Origin of the sequence: Niabella yanshanensis, assembly GCF_034424215.1 — a bacterium.
In the GTDB taxonomy this organism is placed as follows: domain Bacteria; phylum Bacteroidota; class Bacteroidia; order Chitinophagales; family Chitinophagaceae; genus Niabella; species Niabella yanshanensis.
Map to the genome: position 1 here is coordinate 2,548,157 of NZ_CP139960.1, position 23,600 is coordinate 2,571,756.

The following is a 23,600-nucleotide window of genomic DNA, read 5'->3' on the forward strand; positions in this document are numbered from 1 at the left end:
ACAGCCGATTTACTTTTTGCCCTTTCTCCCCACACATGCGGATGACTGCTGTGCGAAATTTTTTTTTACATCTGTATCATAATGCTCATCCACTATGTCGATTAGTGTCTCCAAAGCTTGCTTCTCCAACATGCTGTCTGCCAAGGCCAGCTTCAGCTTTTTTACTTCAGCTTCCAATTCTTTTAAACGGTCTTTTTCTTCAAGCGTCTCCACTCTTAACACTTTACTTAATAAATGATGTTTACCAAATTGTCTGATCCAATTTTGAATAGTACTGCCCCCGCCGATATTATACCGCCTGCGAACAGACTCTACTGATAACCCTTTCTCCACTTCTCTGACAACTTTTTGCTTAAAGCTAATACTATACCGAACCTGTTCTCTAATGGATATCTTCGTCATCCGTCAGTTTTTTAATATAAAAACTGTCAACCTATACCAGGACAAGACACAAGACACTATTCACCATTCACTATTCACCATTCACTATTCGTTACTCACGGCTCATCCTCTCAGGTGAGAAAGAATAATTCCCGTTGCTACAGCGGCATTTAATGATTCGGCATCACCCCATTTTTCAATGGTTATTCTTTCGGTAAGCCGGTTCATTACTTCCGGCCTTATTCCTTTCGATTCATTACCAATCACCACCAGTCCGTTGGAAATTGCAGGTCTGTTTTTCAATGGAGCGCCATTTAACGCAGCACCATAAAAGGCTAATTCTTTATGCGCATCCATCCAGCTTTCCAGATCTGTATATAATAACTTTACCCTGAAAATACTTCCCATGGTAGCCTGTACTACCTTAGAATTATACGCATCAGCACAATCCTTACTGCAAATAACCTGGTGCACGCCAAACCAGTCTGCGATCCGGATAATCGTACCCAGGTTGCCAGGATCCTGGATACCATCAAGAATGATACCCGGCCGATCTGTTTTAAACTTAAAGTGTTCAACTCCCGGCTGGGCTACTATGGCCAGCACCTGGTTGGGCGTTTTGAGCTGTGATATTTTCTCCAGCTCAAAACCGGCTACTGCCTCGCAGTCAACATTTTTACATAATTCCTCATTTAACCCTAACCATTCCTGGAGGGCATATATCTTCTTTACTTCCAGCCGGCGGGCAGTTAACGCTTCCCCGACAATTTTCGGGCCTTCAGCCAGGTAAACACCTTCTTCATCCCTGAATTTTTTTTGGCTTAAACTTTGAATATATTTGACCTCAGATTTATTAAGCATCCTTTTAATATAATTCATCCATTGAATAATAGCATTCAATCATACAAAAATATACATCTTCTTTTTGTACCCCTTATAATGGTATTTGTTTTTTCTTCCTGTACACTATTTACAGTGGTAAGAAACGAGCCTCAAAACAAACCCTATATCTTTCAAACCGCTATCAATATAAAAGATAATGACCTGAAGAAAGACGAAAAGTCGAGACTTGAAGCAGGCTTATATGAACAATTGGATGATAGTATTGCTGCCCGGAAACTGGATAAAGTATTTTGGGAAGTGCTAAAAAACCCGCAGCCCCTCGACACGGGACTGATCAGCAGATCACTGGAGTTTATGAATAATTATATGGTGGCAGAGGGCTACTTTCATGACTCAATTAATTTCACCACCCAGGTAAAAAATAGTGGAGACCAGCAAAGAGCCTTTATCGACTTTAATGTATGGCCCGGGAAACCAACCCGTATCGACTCGCTGGGCTACGACTTACAGGATGACAGTCTGCAATTTCTAACTAACAAAAACCTGAAGGATGCGCTGATTAAAAAAGGCGACCGCTTTGCGCAAACGCCGATTTCGCTGGAAATGGACCGCCTGGTGGAATTGTACAGGAATAATGGCTACCTCCTTTTTACACGTAATAATCTTTATGCACTCTGGGATACGCTGGACCTGGAATTACTGCAACCAGCATTAGACCCGTTAGAGCAGGTAACCCAGATCCAAAAATACCAGGAGCGAAAAGAAAACCCCACTGCTAACCTCGAGATCAGGCAGAAACAACTAACAGATAGCATCAGCCTGCAAAAATACTATGTGGGCAATGTAACCGTATATCCGGATGTACGGGCCGACACCTCCAACCGTTCAGAAAAAATTTCCACGATCCGTAACGTGACGGTAGTACAAAGATCGGACAAGTTTAAACCCAAAATATTCCCACAATACGTTTACTTAACCCGTGGCGAATTGTACCGCCAAAGCCGCTATATGCGTACGGTGAACCGGTTTAATAACCTGGGCACCTGGAGGTTAGTAGACATACAACAGATTCCACGGGAACGCACTGATACCGTAGATTTTGTAATGCGGCTGACTCCCGCACCTAAATATAATTTTACCACCAACCTGGAGGGTAGTTTCAGCCAAAGCGTTATCAGCGGAAATTTTGTAGGACTTGGATTGAATGTGGGGCTACAAAATCGGAATTTTTTAAAAGGAGCCAACCAGCTTAATACCAATATACGGGAAGGTGTCGAATTAGGAGGGCTTAACTCCGGTCAATTTATCCAAACGCGGCAGATCAGTTTGAGCAACTCCCTCATATTTCCCCGATATGTTTTTCCCGGCATGAACAATTTCAGACAATCGTTCAGGGGAAATATACAATCGGTACTCAGCTTAAATGCGGCCAATACCGAGCGAAGGCTGTTATTTAACCTTACCAGCTTTAATACTTCCTGGGGATATGAATTTGGTTGGCGGTCGAGGGAATATGCTTTAACCAACCGCACTTTTAACTTAGGTATTAAAATACCTAATATCGAGTATTCCTATATTAAGAAAAGGGACAGCCTTTTATCCCTGATCAGTGAAAACCCATCCATACAAAACCTGTTTTCCGATGGTTTGATCACTTCGGTAATCACCAATTTTTCTATGCCATGGAATAGTGCCAACAGGAGAAGTATTAATGTTTTAAGAATGAACCTGGAAGCTTCGGGTCTGCTTACGGGAATGGTACGTAACAGTTTTATAGACGAGCAGCTATATCGTTTTGTTAAGCTGGATGCGGAATATGCCAAACTTATAAAGCTGTCCCAAAAAACAGGTCTGGTAGTAAGAGGTTTTGCAGGCATTGGCTATGAACTGGATGCCACCGCTAACCCGCTAAAGCGATCGCAGCTACCTTTTTTCAAACAGTATTACAGTGGGGGACCTAACAGCATGCGTGCCTGGCAATTACGGCGGCTGGGACCGGGTTCTACCGTTAAGTACTACGAGAACGATGCGTCTATTGACGGTGAATTTATAGTACCGGACAGATTTGGAGATGTACAATTGGAGGCTAATATCGAATACAGGCTCCCTTTGTTTAATATCGCGGGCCTCCCCATTAATGGCGCCCTTTTTACCGATATTGGTAATATCTGGTACCTTAAAAAAGAAGCCGGTTCAGCAGAGGAAAGATTTAGATTATCGCGTTTGGGCAAAGACATTGCCATTGGCTCCGGAGCAGGTATCAGGGCCGATTTCAGCTTCTTCGTTATTCGCCTGGATTATGCCTATAAGGTAAAAGACCCCAGCCCTGACGGCCGGTTTGCAGACTATCAGAACAAATTCTTTGCTTACCCTTTCTTCCGGGGCAGCCAGCTGCAGATAGGCATCGGGTATCCTTTTATCTTCTAGCTTTATTTTTTTTCAAAAAACCAGGGTATACGCCTGCGTCTTTTTATTTTATAGTTGGTGGTAATATATTTACTGATATGATCCATTGCTTCATCGATATCGTCTGTCAATAATACCAGGTCAAGGTCTTCAGGAGAGATAGTTCCCTTCTCTGCCATATCTTCGATAGCCACCATGAGGTCGGCATAAAATTCTTTGCCAAAAATAACAATAGGAAACTGTGCAATTGTTTTGGTTTGTATGAGCGTCAGTGTTTCAAAGAACTCGTCCATGGTACCAAAACCACCCGGCATGATAATAAAAGCGTAGCTGTATTTGATCAGCAAGGTCTTCCGGATAAAGAAATGATCAAAAGTTACTGCTTTGGTAAGATATCTGTTGTAGTGTTGCTCAAAAGGCAGCTTGATATTACATCCTACTGATTGACCACCTGCTTCGAAAGCTCCCCGGTTAGCAGCTTCCATAATCCCTGGTCCGCCACCCGTCATGGTTGTGAAGCCCGTACCAGCTATTCTGGCGCCAAACTCTACCGCTTTTTTATAATAATCATGATCTTCTTTGAACCGGGCGGAGCCAAACACGGTTACACAGGGTCCTACGAAATGCAGGTTTCTCATCCCTTTTAGAAATTCCCAGGCCACTTTGAACAGGAAAATAAACTCATAGCCCCTGCTTTTAGGTCCTTCCAGGTATACATGCTCTTTGGCTGGTATAATGGGTTCTGCAATCTTCCTGGCAATTTTCTCTTTTTCTTTCATCTTTTTTCAAATCGTTTTTCTATATGCTATAACTCACATTGTCTCTGGCGAATATAAATTTAAAAATCATAAACAAGCAACATCTTATTTTTGCCTCTTATATACTTTAAGTAAATTTTATGCGTATTATCAGTTACAATGTAAACGGAATAAGGGCCGCAGTAAAAAAAGGATTGCTGGACTGGATGCAAACAGATCCTGCAGACATTATTTGCCTGCAGGAAACCAAGGCGGAAAAAGACAATGTTGATTGCACGCCTTTTAACGAGTTAGGCTACCACGACTACTGGTTTTCGGCACAAAAAAAAGGCTATAGCGGTGTTGCCGTTTTTACCAAAATAAAACCAGATAATGTGGTTTATGGCACAGGGCACCAGGTAAGTGATGATGAAGGCAGGGTAATACAACTGGATTTCGGAGATATCCGGCTGATCAATGCCTACTTCCCCTCCGGAACCAGCGGTGATCTGCGGCAGGCGTTTAAATATATGTGGCTGGACGAATTTTTTCTATACCTGAACGATCTGAAAAGAACACATCCCAAACTCATTATTTGCGGCGACTATAACATTGCGCATAAAGAAATAGACATACACGATCCCAAAGGCAATAAGAAGTCGTCGGGCTTTCTGCCGGAGGAAAGAGCCTGGATGGATAAATTTGTTACAGAAGGATACAACGATACGTTCCGTCTTATTCATCCTGAGGCAGCGCATCGATACAGCTGGTGGAGTCAGCGCTTTCCCAGTGTGCGGCTTAACAATAAAGGATGGCGCATAGACTATATTACGGTTACAGATCCCCTTAAAAACAAGGTTTCGGATGCTGAAATATACCCCGATGTAAAACACAGCGATCATTGCCCTATTTACGTTAAACTAAACTCATAATGGAACCGCAAACAGCTCTTATCTACAATATCACTAATAAAGTAGCGCATCATATCCATAAAGAATGGTTGGCATGGATGAAAGCACATCATATCCCGGCTGTTCTGGCTACCGGGTGCTTTCTGAGAGCCGTTATACTAAGGTTAAAAGGGGTTGATGATGAGGAAGGTCCTACCTACGCGGTTCAGTACCATGCTGCCAGTGAAGCAGATTACGAACGTTATTTATCTGACTTTTCAACTGGCCTGCGGCAGGAAAGTCTTGATCAATGGGGAGATCAGTTTATAGCATTCCGTACCGTTATGGAAGTTGTGAATTGAATGTGCATAAGATTTTTTTTACTGTTGGCCGATTCAAAAAAAAATGTATATTCAGCTATAACCCTTTACAGGTCTGCATTTCAGAGAAACAAGCCCCAAACCCTTTACTGTGGCGGGTTTCAGCAAAAACATATCAGAAGTCAGGCTTTTTAAATATGATCTGGTATTGCGCAAATCCTTACTGCACCTGCATTGTAGCCGATTATCAAATATCAAATTATAACAAAATATTTTGTTGGTATGAATGAAAAGCCTCTAAATTTGTTGCCAGTTAAAACTCATTAAAATATCAACTATGAACAAAGCAGAATTGATTGAAAAGCTTGCCAAAGACGCTGGTCTTACTAAAACTCAGGCAAACGCCGCTTTAGACTCTTTTACAGAGGCGGTAACAAAAACCTTGAAAAAAGGCGACAAAGTAACTTTAGTTGGCTTTGGTACTTTTTCTGTTACAAAAAGGGCTGCCCGTAACGGACGTAACCCTCAAACAGGCGCTGTTATCAAAATTAAGGCTAAAAAAGTGGCTCGCTTCAAAGCAGGTAAAGAGCTTTCTTCTAAAATCTAACAGTAGCAAATCAAACTCGTATAATGCTCCCGCCAATGCGGGGGCATTTTTTGTGGCTGATATAGCCTTTTTTTTGTACGTTTGCAAAAATTTTTAATTATGGGAAGAGGCGATAAAAAAACCGCAAAGGGAAAACGTTTTAAAGGGTCATACGGCAAAAGCCGCCCTGCAATTTCTCCTGAGGTAAAGAAGAAATTAGCGGCCAAGAAAGAAGTTGCAGCTAACTAATTTGATACTTTAGGGGCGAAAAAATTATACAACAGGAATCTTTCGGTTCCTGTTTTTTATTTAAACAAACACAATAACTCCTGGGTTTTGATCTCACTGTCAGCTTCTTCCAGGGCTTTATAGAGCCTGGTTAATTCGCCGGGGGTTAATATCAGGTTCACATCCTGTGAAGGAGTCGCCACCATAATGATCTTTGCGTCCTGGTTTATGTTGGAATAAGATTGCAAAGCCTTATACCTTATCTGTTTACAAAAAATGTAAAAATCAGCTTCATTTAAGGTAAGCATCGTTGAAATAAAAGCAATCTGGTAATGTCCACACTGCTTGCAGCGCACTACATAACCTTCTTCACCATAATAAAGAGACTGAAAATCACAGGCCATATAAATAGTTTTTAGGACACAAAATTTGCATTTGTTCCTTACTATTACATGCCGTATCGGGAATTTTATTTTACGAGATCAGGAATTTTTAGCCCGAAAATAGTCTCCTAGTTAACTTATCTATCAACCTCTCAACTCCTTTCACGGCGATAGTCTTTCTATTTTCCACCCCCCATCCGCCTGCAGCGTATACAGTAACCGGTCATGCAGCCGGCTAGGTCTGCCCTGCCAGAATTCAATACTACTGGGTTGAACAATATAGCCGCCCCAGTAATCTGGTTTGCCAAAAGATTTGCCCGCATTGACTTCCGATTCTAAGGTGCTCAGCTTCTCTGCAAGAAACTCCCGGTTAGGCAATACCTGGCTTTGCCGCGACGCCCAGGCTCCTAACTGACTACCAACCGGCCTTGAAAAGAAGTAGGTTTCACTATCAGCTTTAGAAATTTTGGCAACATTGCCGGTAATTCTTACCTGCCGCTCCAGCTCCTTCCAGAAAAATACCAGACAGGCTCTTGGATTTTGAGCCAACTCCTGGCCTTTCCTACTCTCGTAATTAGTAAAGAAGGTAAACCCTTTAGAGGAAAAATCCTTTAACAATACAATCCGGGCATCCGGCAATCCATCGGCGGATGCCGTGGCAAGGGTCATCGCATTTACTTCCGTTAACTCAGCATGCGTCGCTTCATTCCACCAGTGTTGAAACTGGTCCATAGCATCGGGAAATGCATCAGCTTCGAGCAGGCTTTTTAATGAGTATTGGGTGCGGATATCAGCAATAGACATAATGAAATGAATTTTGAATTAAGAATGATCAAAAGTCGCCAAACGCTTCAGTTACAGTTATGACAGCCATTCTTAACAAACCTGATTATGATCACCGATCAATCAGCTGATCAGGGTACCTACATCTTCACCTAAGGCTACCCTGGCAAGATTACCGTGGCTGTTCATATCAAAAACAATAATCGGCAGGTTATTTTCCATGCAAAGCGTGAAGGCTGTCATATCCATAATCCGCAGGTTATTGGTCAAACATTCCTGGTACGAAACAGTCTTGTAACGGGTAGCGGTGGGATCTTTCTCCGGATCGGCGGTGTACACACCGTCTACACGCGTTCCCTTCAAAATTACATCTGCTTTTATTTCAATAGCTCTTAAAGAGCCTGCTGTATCTGTTGTGAAATAAGGATTACCCGTGCCGGCGCCAAAAATAACCACCCTGTCTTTCTCCAGGTGCCTGATCGCCCTTCTACGGATATAAGGTTCGGCTATCTGCTCCATATTGATGGCGCTTTGTAAACGTGTAAACATGCCGGCTTTCTCCAGCCCTGCCTGTAAGGCCATCCCATTAATCACGGTAGCCAGCATTCCCATATAGTCGCCATGTGCACGCTCAATACCGGTTTGAGCTTCATTCATTCCGCGATAAATATTACCACCACCAATAACAATGGCAACCTGCACACCCAAATCAACAACAGACTTAATTTCTTTGGCATACTGCGTAATCACATCCGCATCCATACCGAAATTCTTATTTCCCATTAAAGACTCTCCGGAAAGTTTTAACAGAATCCTTTTGTATTTAGGCTGCATCTCTTTTATTTTTTAGTTAATTGTTCAAAATTGCCCGGCGAAGATAGGAAACAGTTAAAAAGTTTATAAGTTTATCATTCAAAAGTTTTAGAATGAAGCGCCAACCAGATGCGGTCATTCATTGTTGATCTGTTTAATTTCAATTAAGGCCCGCCCGGAATACACCGGGGTCCCGGGTCAGCATTGGTTGTATATCGGCAAGGTTGTTGAGCATTCAAAAGGATTATAGTTGATTAAAAAGCTATTCAATCAAATATTAAAATATTAAAGGATGAAAAGAAAATTAGGCAGCAGTGACATTTCGGTTACACCCATCACAATGGGAGCCTGGGCTATCGGTGGCTTTATGTGGGGAGGCAATGAAGAAAAAGATTCTATTGCTGCTATTCAGGCTTATATAGACAATGGCGTCACTTCAATAGATACAGCTCCTATTTATGGTTTCGGGTTCAGCGAGGAACTGGTAGGCAAAGCCATCAAAAACTATGATCGCAGCAAGATTGAAATACTGACCAAGTTTGGGATGGTTTGGGATATCGAGAAAGGAGATTTTGCCTTTGAAGGCAAAAACAATGAAGGCGAGCTGAAGAAAATATATCGCTACGGTGGCTATGATCGTACCATCAGTGATGTGGAGCTAAGCCTGAAAAGATTACAAACAGATTATATTGACCTGATACAACTGCACTGGCCCGACACTACTACCCCGATAGATGAAACCATGCGGGCGATGGAAAAACTACTGCAAGATGGCAAAGTACGGGCTGTTGGAGTGTGTAATTACAATGCACCACAGTTAGAAGAAGCAGAGCAAACCGTTAAACTGGCCAGTAACCAGGTTCCCTACAGCATGCTGAAACGTGATATCGAAGCAGAGGTAGTTCCTTATGCATTGAAAAATGACCTGTCCATTATCGCTTATAGCCCGATGGAACGCGGATTACTAACCGGTAAATATGAAAATATGTCGGCTTTATCTGCAGATGACCATCGTAATAACTATTTCAAGAAATTTGATTTTTCAGCGGTAAAGACATTGACCGATCACCTGGCTGACTTGTCAACAAAATACAATGCCACTATAGCGCAGCTCGTGCTGGCATGGACATATCATCAGCCGGCTGTTGCTACTGCTCTTGCCGGTGCACGTAATGCGCAACAAGCAAAAGAGAACTCCATGGCATTGCATATAAAAATCAGCGCAGAAGACCTGAGCCTGATCGACGGATGGCTTAACAACAAGTTTCTACTTTAATTATAAAAACTATACTACCGGAAAGTTGGGCGAACCTGATTTTCCGGTTGAATAACTAAATCAGACTCATGAATACGATTTGCTTTGGTGAAATTCTATGGGATATATTGCCGCAGGAGAAAGTTCCCGGCGGAGCTCCTATGAATGTCTGCTACCATTTGAACCAGTTAGGACAGGGAGCAGCCATTATTTCAAAAACTGGTACTGATGAGAACGGGAAAGGCCTGTTGGCATTTTTACAGCAACATAGGGTAGACATTTCGTTAGTGCAGACTGACGAGCGGCAGGCTACCGGTACCGTAATCGCCACCCAAAAAGGTAACGAAATGGAATACGACATTGTGCAGCCGGTAGCCTGGGATTTTATTGATGTGACGGAACAACTGCTCGACAAAGTTTCGCAAGCCTCCTATTTTGTTTGCGGCAGCCTGGTAGCGCGGAGTGAACATTCCCGGTCTACCCTTTACCGCCTGCTTGATGTTGCAAAAAAAAAAGTTATAGACATCAATCTCCGCCCGCCCCATTATCAAAAGGACACTTTGGAATACCTCTTAAAACAAGCTGATATTTTAAAGCTCAACGATCATGAACTTACATTAATTGCGGGTTGGTACATTAGCGAAACGGACTTTGAAAAACAGGTAACTTTTCTAAGCGATCAATTCTCTATACCAACCATCATCATCACAAAAGGAGCCAACGGTGCAGCGCTTTATCATAGCCATACATTCCATTATCATAATGGTTATAAAGTAACTGTTGCCGACACTATCGGCAGCGGAGACGCTTTCCTCGCAGGATTTCTTTCCCGGCATATCACTAATAATGCGCCGGAGGTTTCACTTGAATTCGCCTGTAAACTGGGTGCCTTCGTTGCCTCACAGAAAGGAGCATGTCCCCCTTACGATGCGAGGGAAGTTGAAAAGTTAACCAGTTGAAAGGTTGACTGGTTGACCAGTCGGCTCGTTTAAAGATCACTACATTTAATTTATTCGAATCATTTAAGGAATTGCGCTGAAGCTTTCTCAGGATATATATATATCGGTCTTATTATAAAGGCAACTTGCAACCACATCGGCTTGCATTTATTGAGGTTATCTTCCTCCCTGGGCGGATACCATGTACTCTTGTCAGGCAATTGCTATGTGGTGAATAATAAAATAAGATAGATTTCATTAATTTGTCTGTGTAATATCGATCCGTCTGTGAAGCATCTTATTAAAAGAATAATCATGAATATCGAAGACTTTAAGAACACATTGAATAGTGATGCACCCCCATTACATTTTTCAGATCTCCAACAAGGCCTCTGGTATGCAGCCAAAGGAGACTGGGATGCAGCACATAATATAGCACAGGAACACGAAGGCTCGAAAGACTTCGATCATTTACATGCCCATTTGCATCGTGTAGAAGGCGATGAATGGAATGCAGGTTACTGGTATAGGCGGGCAGGCGTCCAAATACCTGCAAAACCGGTTACCGAGGAATTGAACGATTTAATAATCTTATGGAGCTGATCATAACGGAAAATCGACTTACTGTCATTGTTTAATAAAAAAGGCGCCTAAGATATTGCATCGTAACCATCATTTAATCATTCGTTGCGCCTGCGCCTTTAGTTCTGCCGGAAGTGATTTCTGAACAGCTTTGAGTTCTTTAGCTAAACTTTTACCTAGTTTTTTTTCTACTATCGAACGCATGGTAACTTTTACTACCCCATGATCGTAATCGCTTAGCAAACTGCCTAAAATAGACTTAGCAGTATCCGCGTCCTGGCTGGCTGCACCATAGGCCGCCGCGATGCGCACGGTGGAAAATTTATTGCCTGCAGCCGCCACCAGTGCTCCTTTTGCCGATTCGCCGTTGATATAACCTAGCAAATACGCTGCTTTTGTTGCCAGGTTCTCATCACTCCCTTCTGTTATTTCCTGCAAAAAGGGCACAGCCGCTGCGCCAAATTTTTGGGCTGCCCCCGGGTAGTCCAGCTCATCCTGTCTTAAAAAAGCAAGGATATCTTCATTTATATTTGTATTTGTAGCTTTTGCCATGATTTCAGTTTTATTGATTATTTAAATAAGCCTGGATAGTCCGCTGTTCAGCAAGGCTGTAACCTCTGTATTCACCAGGTCTGGCGGTGGATTCGTTATATTAAAAGTACCATTGCCCGTCATAAGCCGGTTGTTATTGTTCACGTGATGTATACCCAACACATGCCCAAACTCATGTCCCAGCGTCCAGCGCGACGCCGTTCTGACTACCACACAACCGGGTCTGCCGGAAGGATGCGCGGCACAACCATTATAACCAGGCACAGTGCTTCTTACATAGTAAACCACCAGGTCGTTGGTGCCAACAAAATTACGGTTGCCAAATAGCGTAATCTGTTCGGCAGTAACACTGCCCATCGTACAGCCGCCTACATCCACGTCTTCAAGCGTGGAGAGGCTCAGGTTTTCGGTAGTCGACCAGTCTACTCTTATACCAGCGGTAGCATAAACATCCTGCATCGCGGCAAACTGCTCGTTCAATGTAAACGATATAGGCGCTACCAGCTGCTTCACATGAACGCGAACAAACTGCCGCAGTACGCGTGCGCCCTGCGTGGGGCTCCAGTAAATACTGCCTTTTTGAAAATGTGATATCCGGCCGGCGCCGCCAAAAACTACCTCTTCATTCGATACGGGGTATCCTAAAACGCTCCGCTCCCAACCCAGCGAGGCCCAATGATCTCTTATGGCGCCATGAACTTCCCATGCTCCCGTAGTGGGATGCCAGTAAATACTACCGCCCTGGAAATGATTATAGCGACCGGCTCCGTCAGGCGTTTTGGTTTCGTTGGTTAACGGATAGCCGAGAAAACTTTTTTCCCAACCCAGAGATGCCCAACGGTTCCTTATAGAGCCGTGCACCTCCCAGGCCCCGGTGCTTGGATGCCAGTAAATACTGCCTCCCTGGAAATGATTATAACGGCCCGTTCCATCGGGTGTTTTAGTTTCATCTGTTATCGGGTACCCCAACAGGCTGCGTTCCCATCCCATAGATGACCAGCGGGCCCGGATCAATCCATGTACTTCGTGAGCGCCGGTAGCGTGATGCCAGTAAATGCTGCCATTTACATAGTGCTGGTACTTACCTATACCGTCAGGACAGGTTAATATACCCGTGGTGTTAGTTCCCAGCCAGCCGGAAGCGCCTCCAAGAGACCAGTACTTGGCAGTAATGGGATGTATTTGTAAAATGGTATTTGCTGTTGCACTGCTGACAGCAGCGCTAATTGCCGGATTGGTGATGACAGGACCGGGCTTTTCTTCGGGTGTTTTTCGAGCTTTTGCCATAATTAGATGTTTTAAGGGTTGACACGATAATTCATACAGCTAAATCTTCTCAGGTGTTTATGGGTCAATTGTGATTAACTATCGCAATGCAATGTTACAATCAATCGTTGCCCCTCACAATACCTAAAACACGGTACAACAAAAAAGCGCTTCATTACTGAAGCGCTTTTAAAATCTATTCTTATGGTTGATTAACCTAAAGCTACTCTTTTGAATTCTAAAACTTTCACACCGTTTTCTTTCAGGTAGTCGCCAACAGATTTGCTACCATCTTTTACGAAGGCCTGTGCAGTTAAAGTTTGTTCTTTAAAGAACGCACCTAATTTACCTTCAGCAATCTTAGCAATCATTTCTTCAGGCTTGCCTGCCATTTTAGGATCTTCTTTCATGATATCCATGATAACCGCTTTCTCACGGGCTACCACGTCAGCAGGAACGCTGTCAGCATCTACTGCAACAGGGCTTAAAGCAGCAACCTGCATTGCTACATCTTTACCTGCTTCAGCCGCTTCTTTATCCAAGGCAACCAATACACCAATACGGTTAGCACCATGAATGTAAGAAGCAACATAAGGAGCGGTTACTTTTTCAAACTTAGTGATACCGATTTTTTCGCCGATTGCAGCCAGCTTATCATTGATCAATTCAGAAATTTTGGTTCCGTTTACAGAAGCTTCATTCAACTCTTCAGCAGAGTTTACATTGCCTTCGATAGCTGCATCAGCGATGCTTTTTACGAATGCGATGAAATCTTCATTTTTAGAAACGAAGTCAGTTTCGCAACTTACACATACAACGATACCCGTTGTGTTATCTGCTGTAGTTTGTGCAATTACCACACCTTCTTTCGCTTCACGATCGCTACGTTTTGCAGCCACTTTCTGACCTTGTTTACGTAACCAGTCGATAGCCGCTTCAAAATCGCCATTTGTTTCTGTAAGTGCTTTACGGCAATCTAACATACCCGCACCCGTAGCCTGGCGCAGCTTATTAATATCTTGTGCTGTAGGTGAATAAGACATATAATTTTTTATTTTTTAGGTTTATCGCTTAAAGGTTATTTTCAAACATAAACCAAACTGTAGTAATGTAATCTTATATTATTATTAAGTCAACAGAGAATATCTATGGTGATAGATGTAATCATTCGACTGTTGGCAATAAAAAAGTTCATAGTTCATGGTCCATAGCAATGAACTATCAACCATGAACTATCAACTCTATACGAATTATCTTCTTGGAGCTCCGCTTCTCGCGCCGCCACCGCCGCCAGTGCTTCTTCTGCGCTGACCGCCTTGTCCCTGACCTTGTCCGCCACCGCGTCCGCCGCGTCCACGACCTGCTTCTGCTTCAGCTTCCGCCTGTATTTTCGCAGCTTGCTTTTCGTTCTCGTCAGAGAAGTTATCCTCTACATCCTCATCTTTAGCAGCTTGTCTTTCAGCTAAACCTTCTTCGATTGCAGCAGTGATATAGTTTACTACGATCGCGATAGATTTTGTAGCATCGTCGTTTGCAGGGATTGCAAAATCAACTTTGTTAGGATCACAGTTGGTATCAACCACACCGAAAGTGCTGATGCCAAGACGTTTTGATTCAGCCAATGCAATATGCTCATGACCGATATCAACAATGAATAAAGCAGCAGGTACACGGCCCAGTTGAGCGATACCACCTAATACTTTTTCCATTTTCTCTTTATCACGTGTTAAAGTCAAACGCTCTTTTTTGGTGATGCTGTCGAAAGAACCATCAGCCAGCATTTTTTCAATGCTCTGCATTTTCTTTACGCTCTTACGTACGGTGTTGAAGTTAGTTAACATACCACCCAACCAACGCTCAGTAACATAAGGCATGCCTACTTTCTGTGCGCATTCTGTAACGATGTCTTTTGCTTGTTTTTTGGTACCAACAAACAATATTTTTTTACCGCTGCGTGCAATTTGTTTCATTGCAGCTGCAGTTTCCTGCAGGCACTCAACAGTTTTGTTCAGATCAATAATGTGGATACCTTTTTTCTCAGCAAAAATGTAAGGCAACATTTTGGGGTTCCATTTCTTTTTTAAGTGACCGAAATGTACACCCGCTTCCAGAAGCTGCTGTTGTAATGATGTATTATTATTTTCCATTTAAAGTATAAGTTTAAAGTTTGAAGTAAAAAGTTTAAAGTTTGCCTAAGGATGCTAACCTTAAACTTTAAACATTTAAACAAATTAACGTTTAGAGAACTGGTAGCTCTTTCTTGCTTTTTTATGACCGAATTTCTTACGCTCAACAGAACGTGGATCACGTTTTAGTAAACCGGCTGCTTTTAAAGCAGGGCGAAATTCGGGATTCAGATCAACTAATGCACGGGCAATACCCAGCATAGCCGCTTCTGCCTGACCTTTTACACCTCCACCAGCTGCATTGATTTTTATATCATATTTATCCGCAGCTTCAACAGTTCTTAGGGGACGATCCACCTGGTTTTGAAGATATACCAGTGAAAAATAATTTTTATAATCTTTATCGTTTACAGTGATAGCACCAGAACCCCTGCTGATGAAAATACGGGTAACTGCTTCCTTACGGCGACCAACTGCATTTTTTTGTTTTTCCATTTATTTGAAGATTTTAGTAGTTAGTAATTAGTAATTAGATATTAGACATTGTTGGATTCGCATCTAAATACTAAGGCGCTAAATACTTTGTACTAATTAAAATTTAAGTTCTTTAGGTTGCTGTGCAGTGTGCGGATGAGTGCCACCAGCGTATACAAATAATTTTTTGTACATCTTACGACCTAAACGGTTTTTAGGTAGCATCCCTTTTACCGCTCTTTCGATAATTACTTCAGGGCGACGTTTTTGTAAATCGGTAGCCAGTTCTTCCTTACGGCCACCCGGGTATCCGCTGAAAGTATCGTATACTTTCTGATCCAGTTTTTTACCGCTTAATTTAACTTTCTCACAGTTGGTAACGATGATATAATCGCCTGTGTCAACGTGTGGAGTGTAAGACGCCTTGTGTTTACCGCGTAAAATAGCGGCAATACGGGAACACATACGACCTACGGTTTGATTAGTACCGTCTACAACGTACCAGTTACGCTGCACAGTAGCCTCGTTCGCGTGCTTCGTGGTGAAATGTTGTTTGCTCATTTTTTTAAAATTCTATTTGTTATAAAAAACCGGGCTATCCCCCGGCCCCTCCCGATAAAACCGGAATTGGGAGTGCAAAAGTAGGCAGTATATTACAAGAAAGGAACAAAAAAAGGCGCTATTTTTTAAAGCACCTTTACAATTTATTGATTTTCAATAATATTTTTGACACTATTTTTAAACTATACTGAAAAAATGATGCTAGAAAGGGGATTGTATACAAAAATATTCTTTATATAAGCGCATGAAGCAGGGAATGTGTTGCCGCAAAGATCATTAGATATCGCTTTAAAATGCATCGCCCTTGGTCCGGCTTGGGAAATGTGATGCGTATGGGCGAGACTTTATGGAGGCTATTCTGCGTATCTTTATAATATGAGTAGTGGCTATAGATTATTACCACATTACACCTATAATGAATGGAAACGCTGGGAGGGAAAATGGGAGCTGATCGATGGTATTCCTTATGCTATGAGCCCGTCCCCGTTGCCCAAACATCAGAAAGCTGCGGCCGAATTAAGGTATGAGTTTACTTCGGCATTGAAGAAAAGCAAATGCACTAAATGTAGGGCGTATGACCCGTTAGATTATAAAATAACTGATGACACCATTTTAATTCCCGATATACTCATTGTTTGCGATGAAATCAAAAAACCCTGCCTCGACTTCGCGCCTTCCCTGGTGGTAGAAATTTTATCACCCGCCACCGCCCTGAAAGATCGTAATACAAAGTATCAACTATACGAGCAACAACAAATTAGTATTACCTGATTATTGATACGGATACACAGGAAGTAGAGATTTATGAGCTGAAAGATCATAAATATGCATTGCAGGCTTTTAGTACTCCATTTGCCTTTCAGCTTTCGGCCGATTGTAGTATTACAGTGGAGTTGGGAAATATATTTTCATAAAGTCAAAATGATATAGAGCATCAAAATAAAAGGCCGCTTTGCAGCAGCCTTTCAGGTTGTGATTTATATAGTATATTATGATCTATTGTTTTGTAATCGTGTACTTCAGGTCAGGTACATCCAGTTTGATCAAATAGGTGCCTGATGAAGGCACTGCAATATCAGCTCCGCCTGAACTTAATATCCCATCCGATCCACCCAGGTTAGTTCCCCAATCGTGATTGTATCTGAACTTGAATTTGCCGGACGCATTCAAAGTTGTTATAACACTCCAGGTAGAATCCCCATTATGATATTTCATATCAGTATCGGTACTCCATCCGCCAACACTTGCATCACCAATTATCGACCATTGATTGTATTTTATGGAATAGGTGTTGGAATTCAGGTTGGCTATAATTTGATACGAACCAGGATAGTTACCGCCTGCAGGTGGCGCCAAATTACCTCCTGAAGTGCTTAAGGTTCCGCCACCACCATCACCATAAGCGCCATCCCAGTTTTTGCCAGGAGTTATTTTAAATTCCAGGTTTCCGGGAGTAAATAAGATCGTACCCTGGTATATCCCATTTCCTGTTGCTGAAATAAGACTATCAGCCGAAGCCGGCGACCAGCCCTGATAAGCGCCTGGGACATACAGCCAGCTAACCAGCGGATAAGGCGTAACTTTTAATGAAACCACATTTGAGTATATTGGATCAATGCTAGCTGAAATGGAAGACGCAACACGTACATCAACATCGGAGGATGAACCGAAAGGCAGGTTTAACCTCAGCAACAGTGCATTAAAGTCTAACCCGGTATATGCCAGCCTGGTAGTCCTGGAATTGAGGTTCACTAATAGCGGGTTCGCAAAATCGGTCCCTTTCAATGCCAATTGCAAAGTTTGGTTTACAACCGAAGAGTAACCATAGTCTGCAATGCCCCAGTTCAGCGCAATAACTGTATCGGGCTCCATGCTTTTCTGAAGCACTAATGTACTGGCAGATGAGCTTAATGTACCGGCAGTACCAGGCGTGGCTATGGCAAGCGTATCACTTTTATCACAGGAGGATAAAAGAGCTGCGCAAAACATAAAAAAAACTATTCTTAAAAAATATTTTTTCATTTTACTCTTTTTTTAAATTAATACCCAGTGTTTTGTACAATTGAAGGATTCGATGTTCTGTCAACATCCGGAATAGGAAAAATATTGTACTTATTATCTACGGCTGTGCCGTTTCTCACGTTACCCTTCCAATCCCACAGGTATTTGCTGGTAGTAAACATACCAAACCGTATCAAATCTGTTCTTCGCTGGCATTCCCAAAACAATTCTCTTCCACGCTCATCTATTAAATAGTTTTCTGTAAGAGCGGGTGCGCTTGATGCCGCGGCATCTCCCGGACGACCTCTTACTGCCAATGCTCTCAGGTACCCCAGAGCGGTGGAATTATCGCCACCTGTACCACCACGCCAAACGGCTTCGGCATAGTTCAGATATATTTCTGCTAACCTGAACACAGGAAAATCTACATCGACAAAGTCGCCATTGGCATTCGTGTTCGGTCCCGGTTTCCCATCCCGTGTCAAATTGCGAAACTTTTTTGAAGAGTATCCTGCAGTAGGGTCACCTAATAATGTGGTAACAGCCTTTGTCTGACCAGTAGTCCAAAACTGTCCCCTCACATCAGTTCCCGTAAATTTATTTACAAAGTCTTCGGTAATCCTGCTACAGTTCCAGCTCCCATTGGTGCCCGACGCTTCACCGGTAATCCCCGAGGGAGCATGCACCAGGAATGAAGTGCCACTAAAGGATTGTGTACCTGTTCCATCAAAACGAATTGTCCAGATAAACTCATTAGTTAGCGTATGATTATCTGCCAGCATTAATTGTGTGTAATCATTATGCAGGCTATACCCTGCATTAATAACTTTATTAGCCGCAGCAATTGACTCACTGTATTTCGGCGTACCTGTATACACATTGGCATTTAAATAAAGCCTGGATAGTAAGGCCCAGGCCGCTGCTTTATCTGCTCTTCCTAATTCATTAGTTTTAGGATCGGCCAACTCACCTTCAATTGCTGTCAGTTCATTTTCAATATAACTGAACAGTTCTTGCTTACTTAATTGTTTAGGTGATACACCCGAACCTACAACGTAGGTTTCATCAGTAAAAGGAACTGCACCAAAATTATCCAACAACACGCTATAACTATATGCTCTTAGAAATCTTGCCTCAGCCCTGTATTGTTTGATAGTTTCGGCAGCGGCACCCGAAAATCCGCGTTCGGAAATTTTTCCGTCGGAAGATTCCATTATAAAATTGTTAGCCTGGGTAATGATATAATAGCAACGGAAATAAAGTCCCGCAACGGCTTGCGTACTTGCATTCCAGGTCATTTCCTGAACACCTACCGGATCCGTATTACCACTCCATGTCCAGATGGCCTCATCAGTTGTAAGACATTGTAAATACCAAAGCTGCCTTAAAAAACCCGTATTTCCCTCGTCTGATACAATTTCCTGGGGGATATCTCTTCCATTGGTACCGGTTACGGCAAATGACACATATAATTTTGCCAGCGTATTAGTGTATCCGCCCAAATCTTTAAAAACTTTCTCTGCCGTCAGGTCATTGGTAGGAAATCGATCCAGGTCTTTATGACAAGCACCTAAGAAAATGGCGCCGATAACTATAAATAAGTATCTATATATTTTTAATGGTTTCATAATCGCAATGCTTTTGAATTAGAAATCGAAGTTTAAGCCTAATGTGAAAATGCGTGGTCTTGGATAAATATTATTATCGATACCATTATTTGCTTCAGGATCCAGGCCTTTATACTTAGTTATAATAAAGGCATTCTGCACGCTGGCAATAGCTCTTACAGAACTGATATACTTCGTAAGGCTTCCGAAATTGTAGCCAACAAAAATGTTATCCATCCTTATAAAAGATGCATTTTCTACCCACAGATCACTCATGGCAGATATAGAAGTACCCTGCGTAAATCCGGTGTTAAAATAGTTGCTGATACCATTGCCTAAAGTATAGGCGCCCGTGATGGCAGTGCGGGTACTTCTGTCAGCAAAAACATTGTTGTATAAATAATTCCCAACAACGGCTCTGGTCACAAATCCACCACTCCACTTATTCACCGCCAGGTTACTACTCAATCCAAACATATGCTGCCCCACAGCGCTATGATTTAGATATTTATCATCAGTGGTTATATTTCCATCACCGTTCCTGTCAACAAATACCCCTTCCAAAGGCTTGCCATTTGTATCATATACCTGCTGATAGAGGTAAAAAGTATTTCGGGGATAGCCTACATAATGTAATTGTGTATTACCATTGCTTTGTGTACCTCCGGTTGGAATACCAGGATAAGTTGGATCATCTGGTATTACAGTCAGGTTAGTAATTTCATTCTTATTATAGGTATAGTTGAAATTAACGTCGAGGCTCACTTTCTCTGTAGCTACCGGTTGCGTATTTAAGGTAAACTCAACACCTGAATTTCGGAGTGTTCCCACATTGGCCAATACATAGGCGCTAAAATTGGTGCCGGCAGCCTGGGGAATAGCATTTAAAAGATCTTTCGATTCCCTTACATAAAAATCGATACTACCGTTGATGCGATTGCGAAGGAAGCCAAAATCCAATGCTATGTTATAGGATGAAAGCTCTTCCCATTTTAAATTATAGTTATAACCGAAAGGACCATAGGCATTGTAAAATGTATTGTCAAACTGGTAGGCAGCACTTAATCCACCTACGCCATATCTCGCCAGGTAATCGTAGTTGCCGATACCGTCCTGCTGACCGGTAAGACCATACCCAAATCTCAACTTTAACTCAGAAAGATCGGCAGTATTTTTAAAAAGTTCATTTTTCACACTCCAGGCCAAGCCTACAGAAGGAAACCATCCCCATCTGTTCTCAGGGGCAAAGCGGGAGGAGCCATCCCTTCTTAAACTGGCTGTAAGGAAATATCTACTATCGTAGTTATACAGCAATCTTCCCCAGTAAGAAATTAAAGTGTTTTCAGGAATGTCAAACGGATAAACCGGTGCTGTAGTTCCGGCTATAGTGTCTTTACTGGCATTTAAAGCCCGGAAAGAGTAATTCTTGGTTCTGAAATTATTGTAGGAATGACCTACAGTTGCGTCTATTCTATGCTTCGCAATATCTTTTGCATAATTAAGATAGAAATCGAATACAGAGTTAAACCGGCTTTGCTTACCCTGTTCAAATCTTCCGCCATCTAAAAAGTTAGTAGCAGCGTTGGCGGGTATCAATTTGGTACCCTCGTTACTGGAAGCATCGTAACCTAAATTTACATTGGCTCTTAATTCGGGCAAGAAATGAAATTTATAATCCAGCTGTAAATTACCAATACTCCTCATCGGCTTTTGTTTATCAAAAGTTTGCTCCAGCATACCCAAAGGATTGTTAGCCCTGTTTAATACCAATGTTCCGTCGGCCTCTGTCCATTGAAAGTAGCCGCCGTACGTAGGGTCATCCATATAAACCGGCTGGGTAGGATCGAAACTGATCGCAGCACCTACAGCACCGTCGTTAGCAAATCTGGTGTTTTGAACAGAACCTTTCAGGTTCAGATCTACCTTTAAGTGATTATTAAAAAAAGTTGGATTTAAAGCTAACCCTACAGATGTACGTTTCAGATTATCCGTACGCAAAAGACCATCCTGGTTTAGATAACCCAGGGAAATACGATAAGGAATTTGTTTAATTCCGCCTGTGATGGTAACGTTATTGTCTGATGCAAATGCAGGCCGGTAAATCACATCCTGCCAGTCTGTATTAGCAGTTCCTACCTGCCCCTTATGAAGAGCGCTGCCATATTCATTAACAATGTCCCTTACCTGATCGCCGGTTAAAACGTCCAGTTTTTTAGCGAGTGTGGAAAGTGAATTATTAGTGCTGTACGACACACGTATCCTGCCAGCTTTTCCCTTTTTAGTGGTAATAATAATAACACCATTGTTCGCCCTCGATCCGTAAATTGCCGAAGCAGAAGCATCTTTCAATACAGTAAAACTCTCAATATCGTTGGGATTAATAAAGCTTAAGGGATTGGCTGCACCACTTATCGTACCATTATCAACGGGTACACCATCTATGACAATTAAAGGATCGTTACTCGCATTTAAAGAAGAGCCTCCTCTGATCCGGATCGTACTCCCCTGGCCGGGACGACCGCCGTTGGACGTAATGGCTACACCAGAAACCTTCCCTGCAATCAGCTGGTCTGGTGTGGTAATATTTCCCTTCTGAAAATCCTTCGCGGAAACGGTAGCAACTGCGCCGGTAAGGTCTTTTTTCCTGGCTGTACCATAACCAATAACCACCACACTTTCCATAGAGCCTGTAGTATGCGTCAATACAGCATTAACCACAGCTCCTGTAACAGGCAACTCCAGGTTGGTATATCCTACGAAAGAAAATACCAGGGTACTGCTTCCTTCAGGAACCACTAAGCGGTAATTTCCTGCCGAATCTGTCACGGTTGCATAATTGGTCCCTTTTACTTCTACAGTAGCACCGGAAACGGGGAGGTTGGATACATCTTCAGTAACCGTACCGGTCACTTCACGCGTTTGCGCAAAAACAGTTAGCGCGCAAATCACCATTATTAGCGTTAAAAACGCAGGCAATCTTTTTCCTTGCATAGACAAACAATGTTAATTTCTCAAGTAATTATGTGTACGTAGTACACAATAGATTTTCGATACGAAAACAAAGGTAGGAATACTTATGTGTATTAAGTACACATAGTCAAAAAAAAATTTTATCCCTTTTTTGAAACGGCAGATTTTACGGCTTTGGTCTTGAATTTGTGCAGCTTGCCTGGCCGGTGTGTCACATCCTCCTCGAGCTCATCTAATTCTGATAGCCAACTCTTTAAAGCAATCTTTTTCCTGAAATTCCTGCGGTCCAATGGTGTTCCTAAAATGGCTTCATATAATTCCTGCAAGGCACGCAGCGAAAATTTTTCCGGTAGCAGGTTGTGCACTACCGGGTGTTCCATGATCTGCTCCCGCAACATTTTAATACAGGTATCAATGATCTGCTTATGGTCAAAGGCCAGCTTCTTAATCCCCTTAACAGCATGCCAGTGCAAATCATTACTATCAATATTCAGCTTGTGGCTGTTAATATCTACCAGGGAATAATAAGCGGTACTTACTACCCGCCCCGATGGGTGACGGTTTACACTTCCAAATGTATGCACCTGCTGCAAAAACACATCATCCAAACCAGTACGGTCCTTCAACACCCGGTAAGACGCAGCATCGAGATCCTCATCTGGTTTTACCAGGTCTCCTAATAAAGAATATAATCCTGAAAACTCTTCTAAATCCGACTGTATTAATAATACCTTCAGCTCCTTGTCTTCGTAACCGAAAATCACACAGTCTACCGACACCGCAATATTGAAATACTCCAGGTGGCTACTTTTCTCTACAGCTGCACTTTTTAACAGGGGATTATTCGTCATGGCTTTTACAATGTGTTCTATATACACAAACCTAATATAATTTTCCT

25 protein-coding genes are annotated in these 23,600 nt (G+C 42.4%); 9 read left to right on the forward strand and 16 right to left on the reverse strand.

Annotated features, from left to right (window positions below):
- Nucleotides 1-9 precede the first annotated feature (9 nt).
- Both U0035_RS10385 and U0035_RS10390 read right to left on the reverse strand, forming a co-directional pair.
- The gene (locus tag U0035_RS10385; RefSeq protein ID WP_114793349.1) at nucleotides 10-402 is read right to left on the reverse strand and encodes a transposase; all 393 of its coding nucleotides are present in this window, start codon (nucleotides 400-402) and stop codon (nucleotides 10-12) included.
- 102 nt (nucleotides 403-504) lie between these two features.
- A complete protein-coding gene (locus U0035_RS10390; protein WP_114790449.1) occupies nucleotides 505-1,242 on the reverse strand; it encodes a TrmH family RNA methyltransferase in 738 nt (245 codons plus the stop codon).
- 78 nt (nucleotides 1,243-1,320) lie between these two features.
- Here U0035_RS10390 and tamL point away from each other — a divergent pair, with 78 nt between their 5' ends.
- Nucleotides 1,321-3,651, forward strand: a complete 2,331-nt coding sequence (gene tamL / locus U0035_RS10395) for a translocation and assembly module lipoprotein TamL (RefSeq protein WP_114789735.1) — start codon at nucleotides 1,321-1,323, stop codon at nucleotides 3,649-3,651.
- Between the two features lie 2 nt (nucleotides 3,652-3,653).
- Here tamL and U0035_RS10400 read toward each other — a convergent pair whose 3' ends face one another.
- Nucleotides 3,654-4,409: an LOG family protein gene (locus U0035_RS10400; RefSeq protein WP_114789736.1), complete on the reverse strand. Its 756-nt coding sequence runs from the start codon at nucleotides 4,407-4,409 to the stop codon at nucleotides 3,654-3,656.
- Between the two features lie 119 nt (nucleotides 4,410-4,528).
- Here U0035_RS10400 and U0035_RS10405 point away from each other — a divergent pair, with 119 nt between their 5' ends.
- The 4 genes from U0035_RS10405 (at nucleotide 4,529) to U0035_RS10420 (ending at nucleotide 6,412) form a co-directional block, all read left to right on the forward strand.
- Nucleotides 4,529-5,299: an exodeoxyribonuclease III gene (locus U0035_RS10405; protein ID WP_114789737.1), complete on the forward strand. Its 771-nt coding sequence runs from the start codon at nucleotides 4,529-4,531 to the stop codon at nucleotides 5,297-5,299.
- Nucleotides 5,299-5,619, forward strand: coding sequence for a DUF4286 family protein (locus U0035_RS10410; RefSeq protein ID WP_114789738.1), 321 nt, complete (start codon nucleotides 5,299-5,301; stop codon nucleotides 5,617-5,619). The genes U0035_RS10405 and U0035_RS10410 overlap by 1 nt, the downstream gene beginning before the upstream one ends.
- Before the next feature lie 295 nt (nucleotides 5,620-5,914).
- Nucleotides 5,915-6,184, forward strand: coding sequence for an HU family DNA-binding protein (locus tag U0035_RS10415; protein ID WP_114789739.1), 270 nt, complete (start codon nucleotides 5,915-5,917; stop codon nucleotides 6,182-6,184).
- Nucleotides 6,185-6,283: 99 nt separating this feature from the next.
- Complete coding sequence (locus U0035_RS10420) at nucleotides 6,284-6,412, forward strand: 30S ribosomal protein THX (protein WP_114789740.1); 129 nt, start codon at nucleotides 6,284-6,286, stop codon at nucleotides 6,410-6,412.
- A 56-nt stretch (nucleotides 6,413-6,468) separates the two neighbouring features.
- Here U0035_RS10420 and U0035_RS10425 read toward each other — a convergent pair whose 3' ends face one another.
- The 3 genes from U0035_RS10425 to pyrH all read right to left on the reverse strand — a co-directional run bounded on the left by U0035_RS10425 (nucleotide 6,469) and on the right by pyrH (nucleotide 8,391).
- Nucleotides 6,469-6,795: a DUF6686 family protein gene (locus tag U0035_RS10425; protein ID WP_114789741.1), complete on the reverse strand. Its 327-nt coding sequence runs from the start codon at nucleotides 6,793-6,795 to the stop codon at nucleotides 6,469-6,471.
- Nucleotides 6,796-6,936: 141 nt separating this feature from the next.
- Nucleotides 6,937-7,578: a pyridoxamine 5'-phosphate oxidase gene (gene pdxH / locus U0035_RS10430; protein WP_114789742.1), complete on the reverse strand. Its 642-nt coding sequence runs from the start codon at nucleotides 7,576-7,578 to the stop codon at nucleotides 6,937-6,939.
- Nucleotides 7,579-7,680: 102 nt separating this feature from the next.
- Complete coding sequence (gene pyrH, locus U0035_RS10435; RefSeq protein ID WP_114789743.1) at nucleotides 7,681-8,391, reverse strand: UMP kinase; 711 nt, start codon at nucleotides 8,389-8,391, stop codon at nucleotides 7,681-7,683.
- A gap of 271 nt (nucleotides 8,392-8,662) precedes the next feature.
- Here pyrH and U0035_RS10440 point away from each other — a divergent pair, with 271 nt between their 5' ends.
- From U0035_RS10440 to U0035_RS10450, 3 genes are all read left to right on the forward strand, one after another.
- Complete coding sequence (locus tag U0035_RS10440; RefSeq protein ID WP_114789744.1) at nucleotides 8,663-9,646, forward strand: aldo/keto reductase; 984 nt, start codon at nucleotides 8,663-8,665, stop codon at nucleotides 9,644-9,646.
- Between the two features lie 68 nt (nucleotides 9,647-9,714).
- Nucleotides 9,715-10,584: a carbohydrate kinase family protein gene (locus U0035_RS10445; RefSeq protein ID WP_114789745.1), complete on the forward strand. Its 870-nt coding sequence runs from the start codon at nucleotides 9,715-9,717 to the stop codon at nucleotides 10,582-10,584.
- A 294-nt stretch (nucleotides 10,585-10,878) separates the two neighbouring features.
- The gene (locus U0035_RS10450; protein ID WP_114789746.1) at nucleotides 10,879-11,166 is read left to right on the forward strand and encodes a hypothetical protein; all 288 of its coding nucleotides are present in this window, start codon (nucleotides 10,879-10,881) and stop codon (nucleotides 11,164-11,166) included.
- Between the two features lie 69 nt (nucleotides 11,167-11,235).
- Here the strand turns inward: U0035_RS10450 and U0035_RS10455 are convergent, their stop codons facing one another.
- The 6 genes from U0035_RS10455 to rplM form a co-directional block, all read right to left on the reverse strand.
- Nucleotides 11,236-11,697, reverse strand: a complete 462-nt coding sequence (locus U0035_RS10455) for a HEAT repeat domain-containing protein (RefSeq protein WP_114789747.1) — start codon at nucleotides 11,695-11,697, stop codon at nucleotides 11,236-11,238.
- A gap of 21 nt (nucleotides 11,698-11,718) precedes the next feature.
- Nucleotides 11,719-12,984 (reverse strand): LGFP repeat-containing protein, encoded by a 1,266-nt coding sequence (locus U0035_RS10460; RefSeq protein ID WP_114789748.1) that lies wholly within the window; start codon nucleotides 12,982-12,984, stop codon nucleotides 11,719-11,721.
- 191 nt (nucleotides 12,985-13,175) lie between these two features.
- On the reverse strand, nucleotides 13,176-14,006 hold the full coding sequence (tsf, locus tag U0035_RS10465) for a translation elongation factor Ts (protein ID WP_114789749.1): 831 nt from the start codon (nucleotides 14,004-14,006) through the stop codon (nucleotides 13,176-13,178).
- Between the two features lie 207 nt (nucleotides 14,007-14,213).
- Complete coding sequence (gene rpsB, locus U0035_RS10470) at nucleotides 14,214-15,110, reverse strand: 30S ribosomal protein S2 (protein ID WP_114789750.1); 897 nt, start codon at nucleotides 15,108-15,110, stop codon at nucleotides 14,214-14,216.
- A gap of 84 nt (nucleotides 15,111-15,194) precedes the next feature.
- Entirely contained in the window at nucleotides 15,195-15,584 is a 390-nt protein-coding gene (rpsI, locus tag U0035_RS10475; RefSeq protein ID WP_114789751.1) for a 30S ribosomal protein S9, read from the reverse strand.
- A 96-nt stretch (nucleotides 15,585-15,680) separates the two neighbouring features.
- Complete coding sequence (gene rplM / locus U0035_RS10480) at nucleotides 15,681-16,124, reverse strand: 50S ribosomal protein L13 (RefSeq protein ID WP_114789752.1); 444 nt, start codon at nucleotides 16,122-16,124, stop codon at nucleotides 15,681-15,683.
- Nucleotides 16,125-16,499: 375 nt separating this feature from the next.
- Between rplM and U0035_RS10485 the strand changes: the two genes are divergently transcribed.
- Entirely contained in the window at nucleotides 16,500-16,895 is a 396-nt protein-coding gene (locus tag U0035_RS10485) for a Uma2 family endonuclease (protein WP_114789753.1), read from the forward strand.
- Nucleotides 16,896-17,120: 225 nt separating this feature from the next.
- On the opposite strand, the gene U0035_RS10490 is transcribed toward U0035_RS10485, so the two are convergent.
- From U0035_RS10490 to U0035_RS10505, 4 genes are all read right to left on the reverse strand, one after another.
- The gene (locus U0035_RS10490) at nucleotides 17,121-18,146 is read right to left on the reverse strand and encodes a SusE domain-containing protein (protein WP_114789754.1); all 1,026 of its coding nucleotides are present in this window, start codon (nucleotides 18,144-18,146) and stop codon (nucleotides 17,121-17,123) included.
- 17 nt (nucleotides 18,147-18,163) lie between these two features.
- On the reverse strand, nucleotides 18,164-19,753 hold the full coding sequence (locus U0035_RS10495) for a RagB/SusD family nutrient uptake outer membrane protein (protein ID WP_114789755.1): 1,590 nt from the start codon (nucleotides 19,751-19,753) through the stop codon (nucleotides 18,164-18,166).
- 18 nt (nucleotides 19,754-19,771) lie between these two features.
- The gene (locus tag U0035_RS10500; RefSeq protein WP_245957635.1) at nucleotides 19,772-22,723 is read right to left on the reverse strand and encodes a SusC/RagA family TonB-linked outer membrane protein; all 2,952 of its coding nucleotides are present in this window, start codon (nucleotides 22,721-22,723) and stop codon (nucleotides 19,772-19,774) included.
- Nucleotides 22,724-22,842: 119 nt separating this feature from the next.
- A complete protein-coding gene (locus U0035_RS10505; RefSeq protein WP_245957636.1) occupies nucleotides 22,843-23,580 on the reverse strand; it encodes an NUDIX hydrolase in 738 nt (245 codons plus the stop codon).
- Nucleotides 23,581-23,600 lie beyond the last annotated feature (20 nt).

Coding starts and splice junctions, on each gene's coding strand:
- U0035_RS10385 (WP_114793349.1), bottom strand. CDS start 402: ATGACGAAGATATCCATTAGAGAACAGGTTCGGTATAGTATTAGCTTT.
- U0035_RS10390 (WP_114790449.1), bottom strand. CDS start 1,242: ATGCTTAATAAATCTGAGGTCAAATATATTCAAAGTTTAAGCCAAAAA.
- tamL (WP_114789735.1), top strand. CDS start 1,321: ATGGTATTTGTTTTTTCTTCCTGTACACTATTTACAGTGGTAAGAAAC.
- U0035_RS10400 (WP_114789736.1), bottom strand. CDS start 4,409: ATGAAAGAAAAAGAGAAAATTGCCAGGAAGATTGCAGAACCCATTATA.
- U0035_RS10405 (WP_114789737.1), top strand. CDS start 4,529: ATGCGTATTATCAGTTACAATGTAAACGGAATAAGGGCCGCAGTAAAA.
- U0035_RS10410 (WP_114789738.1), top strand. CDS start 5,299: ATGGAACCGCAAACAGCTCTTATCTACAATATCACTAATAAAGTAGCG.
- U0035_RS10415 (WP_114789739.1), top strand. CDS start 5,915: ATGAACAAAGCAGAATTGATTGAAAAGCTTGCCAAAGACGCTGGTCTT.
- U0035_RS10420 (WP_114789740.1), top strand. CDS start 6,284: ATGGGAAGAGGCGATAAAAAAACCGCAAAGGGAAAACGTTTTAAAGGG.
- U0035_RS10425 (WP_114789741.1), bottom strand. CDS start 6,795: ATGGCCTGTGATTTTCAGTCTCTTTATTATGGTGAAGAAGGTTATGTA.
- pdxH (WP_114789742.1), bottom strand. CDS start 7,578: ATGTCTATTGCTGATATCCGCACCCAATACTCATTAAAAAGCCTGCTC.
- pyrH (WP_114789743.1), bottom strand. CDS start 8,391: ATGCAGCCTAAATACAAAAGGATTCTGTTAAAACTTTCCGGAGAGTCT.
- U0035_RS10440 (WP_114789744.1), top strand. CDS start 8,663: ATGAAAAGAAAATTAGGCAGCAGTGACATTTCGGTTACACCCATCACA.
- U0035_RS10445 (WP_114789745.1), top strand. CDS start 9,715: ATGAATACGATTTGCTTTGGTGAAATTCTATGGGATATATTGCCGCAG.
- U0035_RS10450 (WP_114789746.1), top strand. CDS start 10,879: ATGAATATCGAAGACTTTAAGAACACATTGAATAGTGATGCACCCCCA.
- U0035_RS10455 (WP_114789747.1), bottom strand. CDS start 11,697: ATGGCAAAAGCTACAAATACAAATATAAATGAAGATATCCTTGCTTTT.
- U0035_RS10460 (WP_114789748.1), bottom strand. CDS start 12,984: ATGGCAAAAGCTCGAAAAACACCCGAAGAAAAGCCCGGTCCTGTCATC.
- tsf (WP_114789749.1), bottom strand. CDS start 14,006: ATGTCTTATTCACCTACAGCACAAGATATTAATAAGCTGCGCCAGGCT.
- rpsB (WP_114789750.1), bottom strand. CDS start 15,110: ATGGAAAATAATAATACATCATTACAACAGCAGCTTCTGGAAGCGGGT.
- rpsI (WP_114789751.1), bottom strand. CDS start 15,584: ATGGAAAAACAAAAAAATGCAGTTGGTCGCCGTAAGGAAGCAGTTACC.
- rplM (WP_114789752.1), bottom strand. CDS start 16,124: ATGAGCAAACAACATTTCACCACGAAGCACGCGAACGAGGCTACTGTG.
- U0035_RS10485 (WP_114789753.1), top strand. CDS start 16,500: ATGAGTAGTGGCTATAGATTATTACCACATTACACCTATAATGAATGG.
- U0035_RS10490 (WP_114789754.1), bottom strand. CDS start 18,146: ATGAAAAAATATTTTTTAAGAATAGTTTTTTTTATGTTTTGCGCAGCT.
- U0035_RS10495 (WP_114789755.1), bottom strand. CDS start 19,753: ATGAAACCATTAAAAATATATAGATACTTATTTATAGTTATCGGCGCC.
- U0035_RS10500 (WP_245957635.1), bottom strand. CDS start 22,723: ATGCAAGGAAAAAGATTGCCTGCGTTTTTAACGCTAATAATGGTGATT.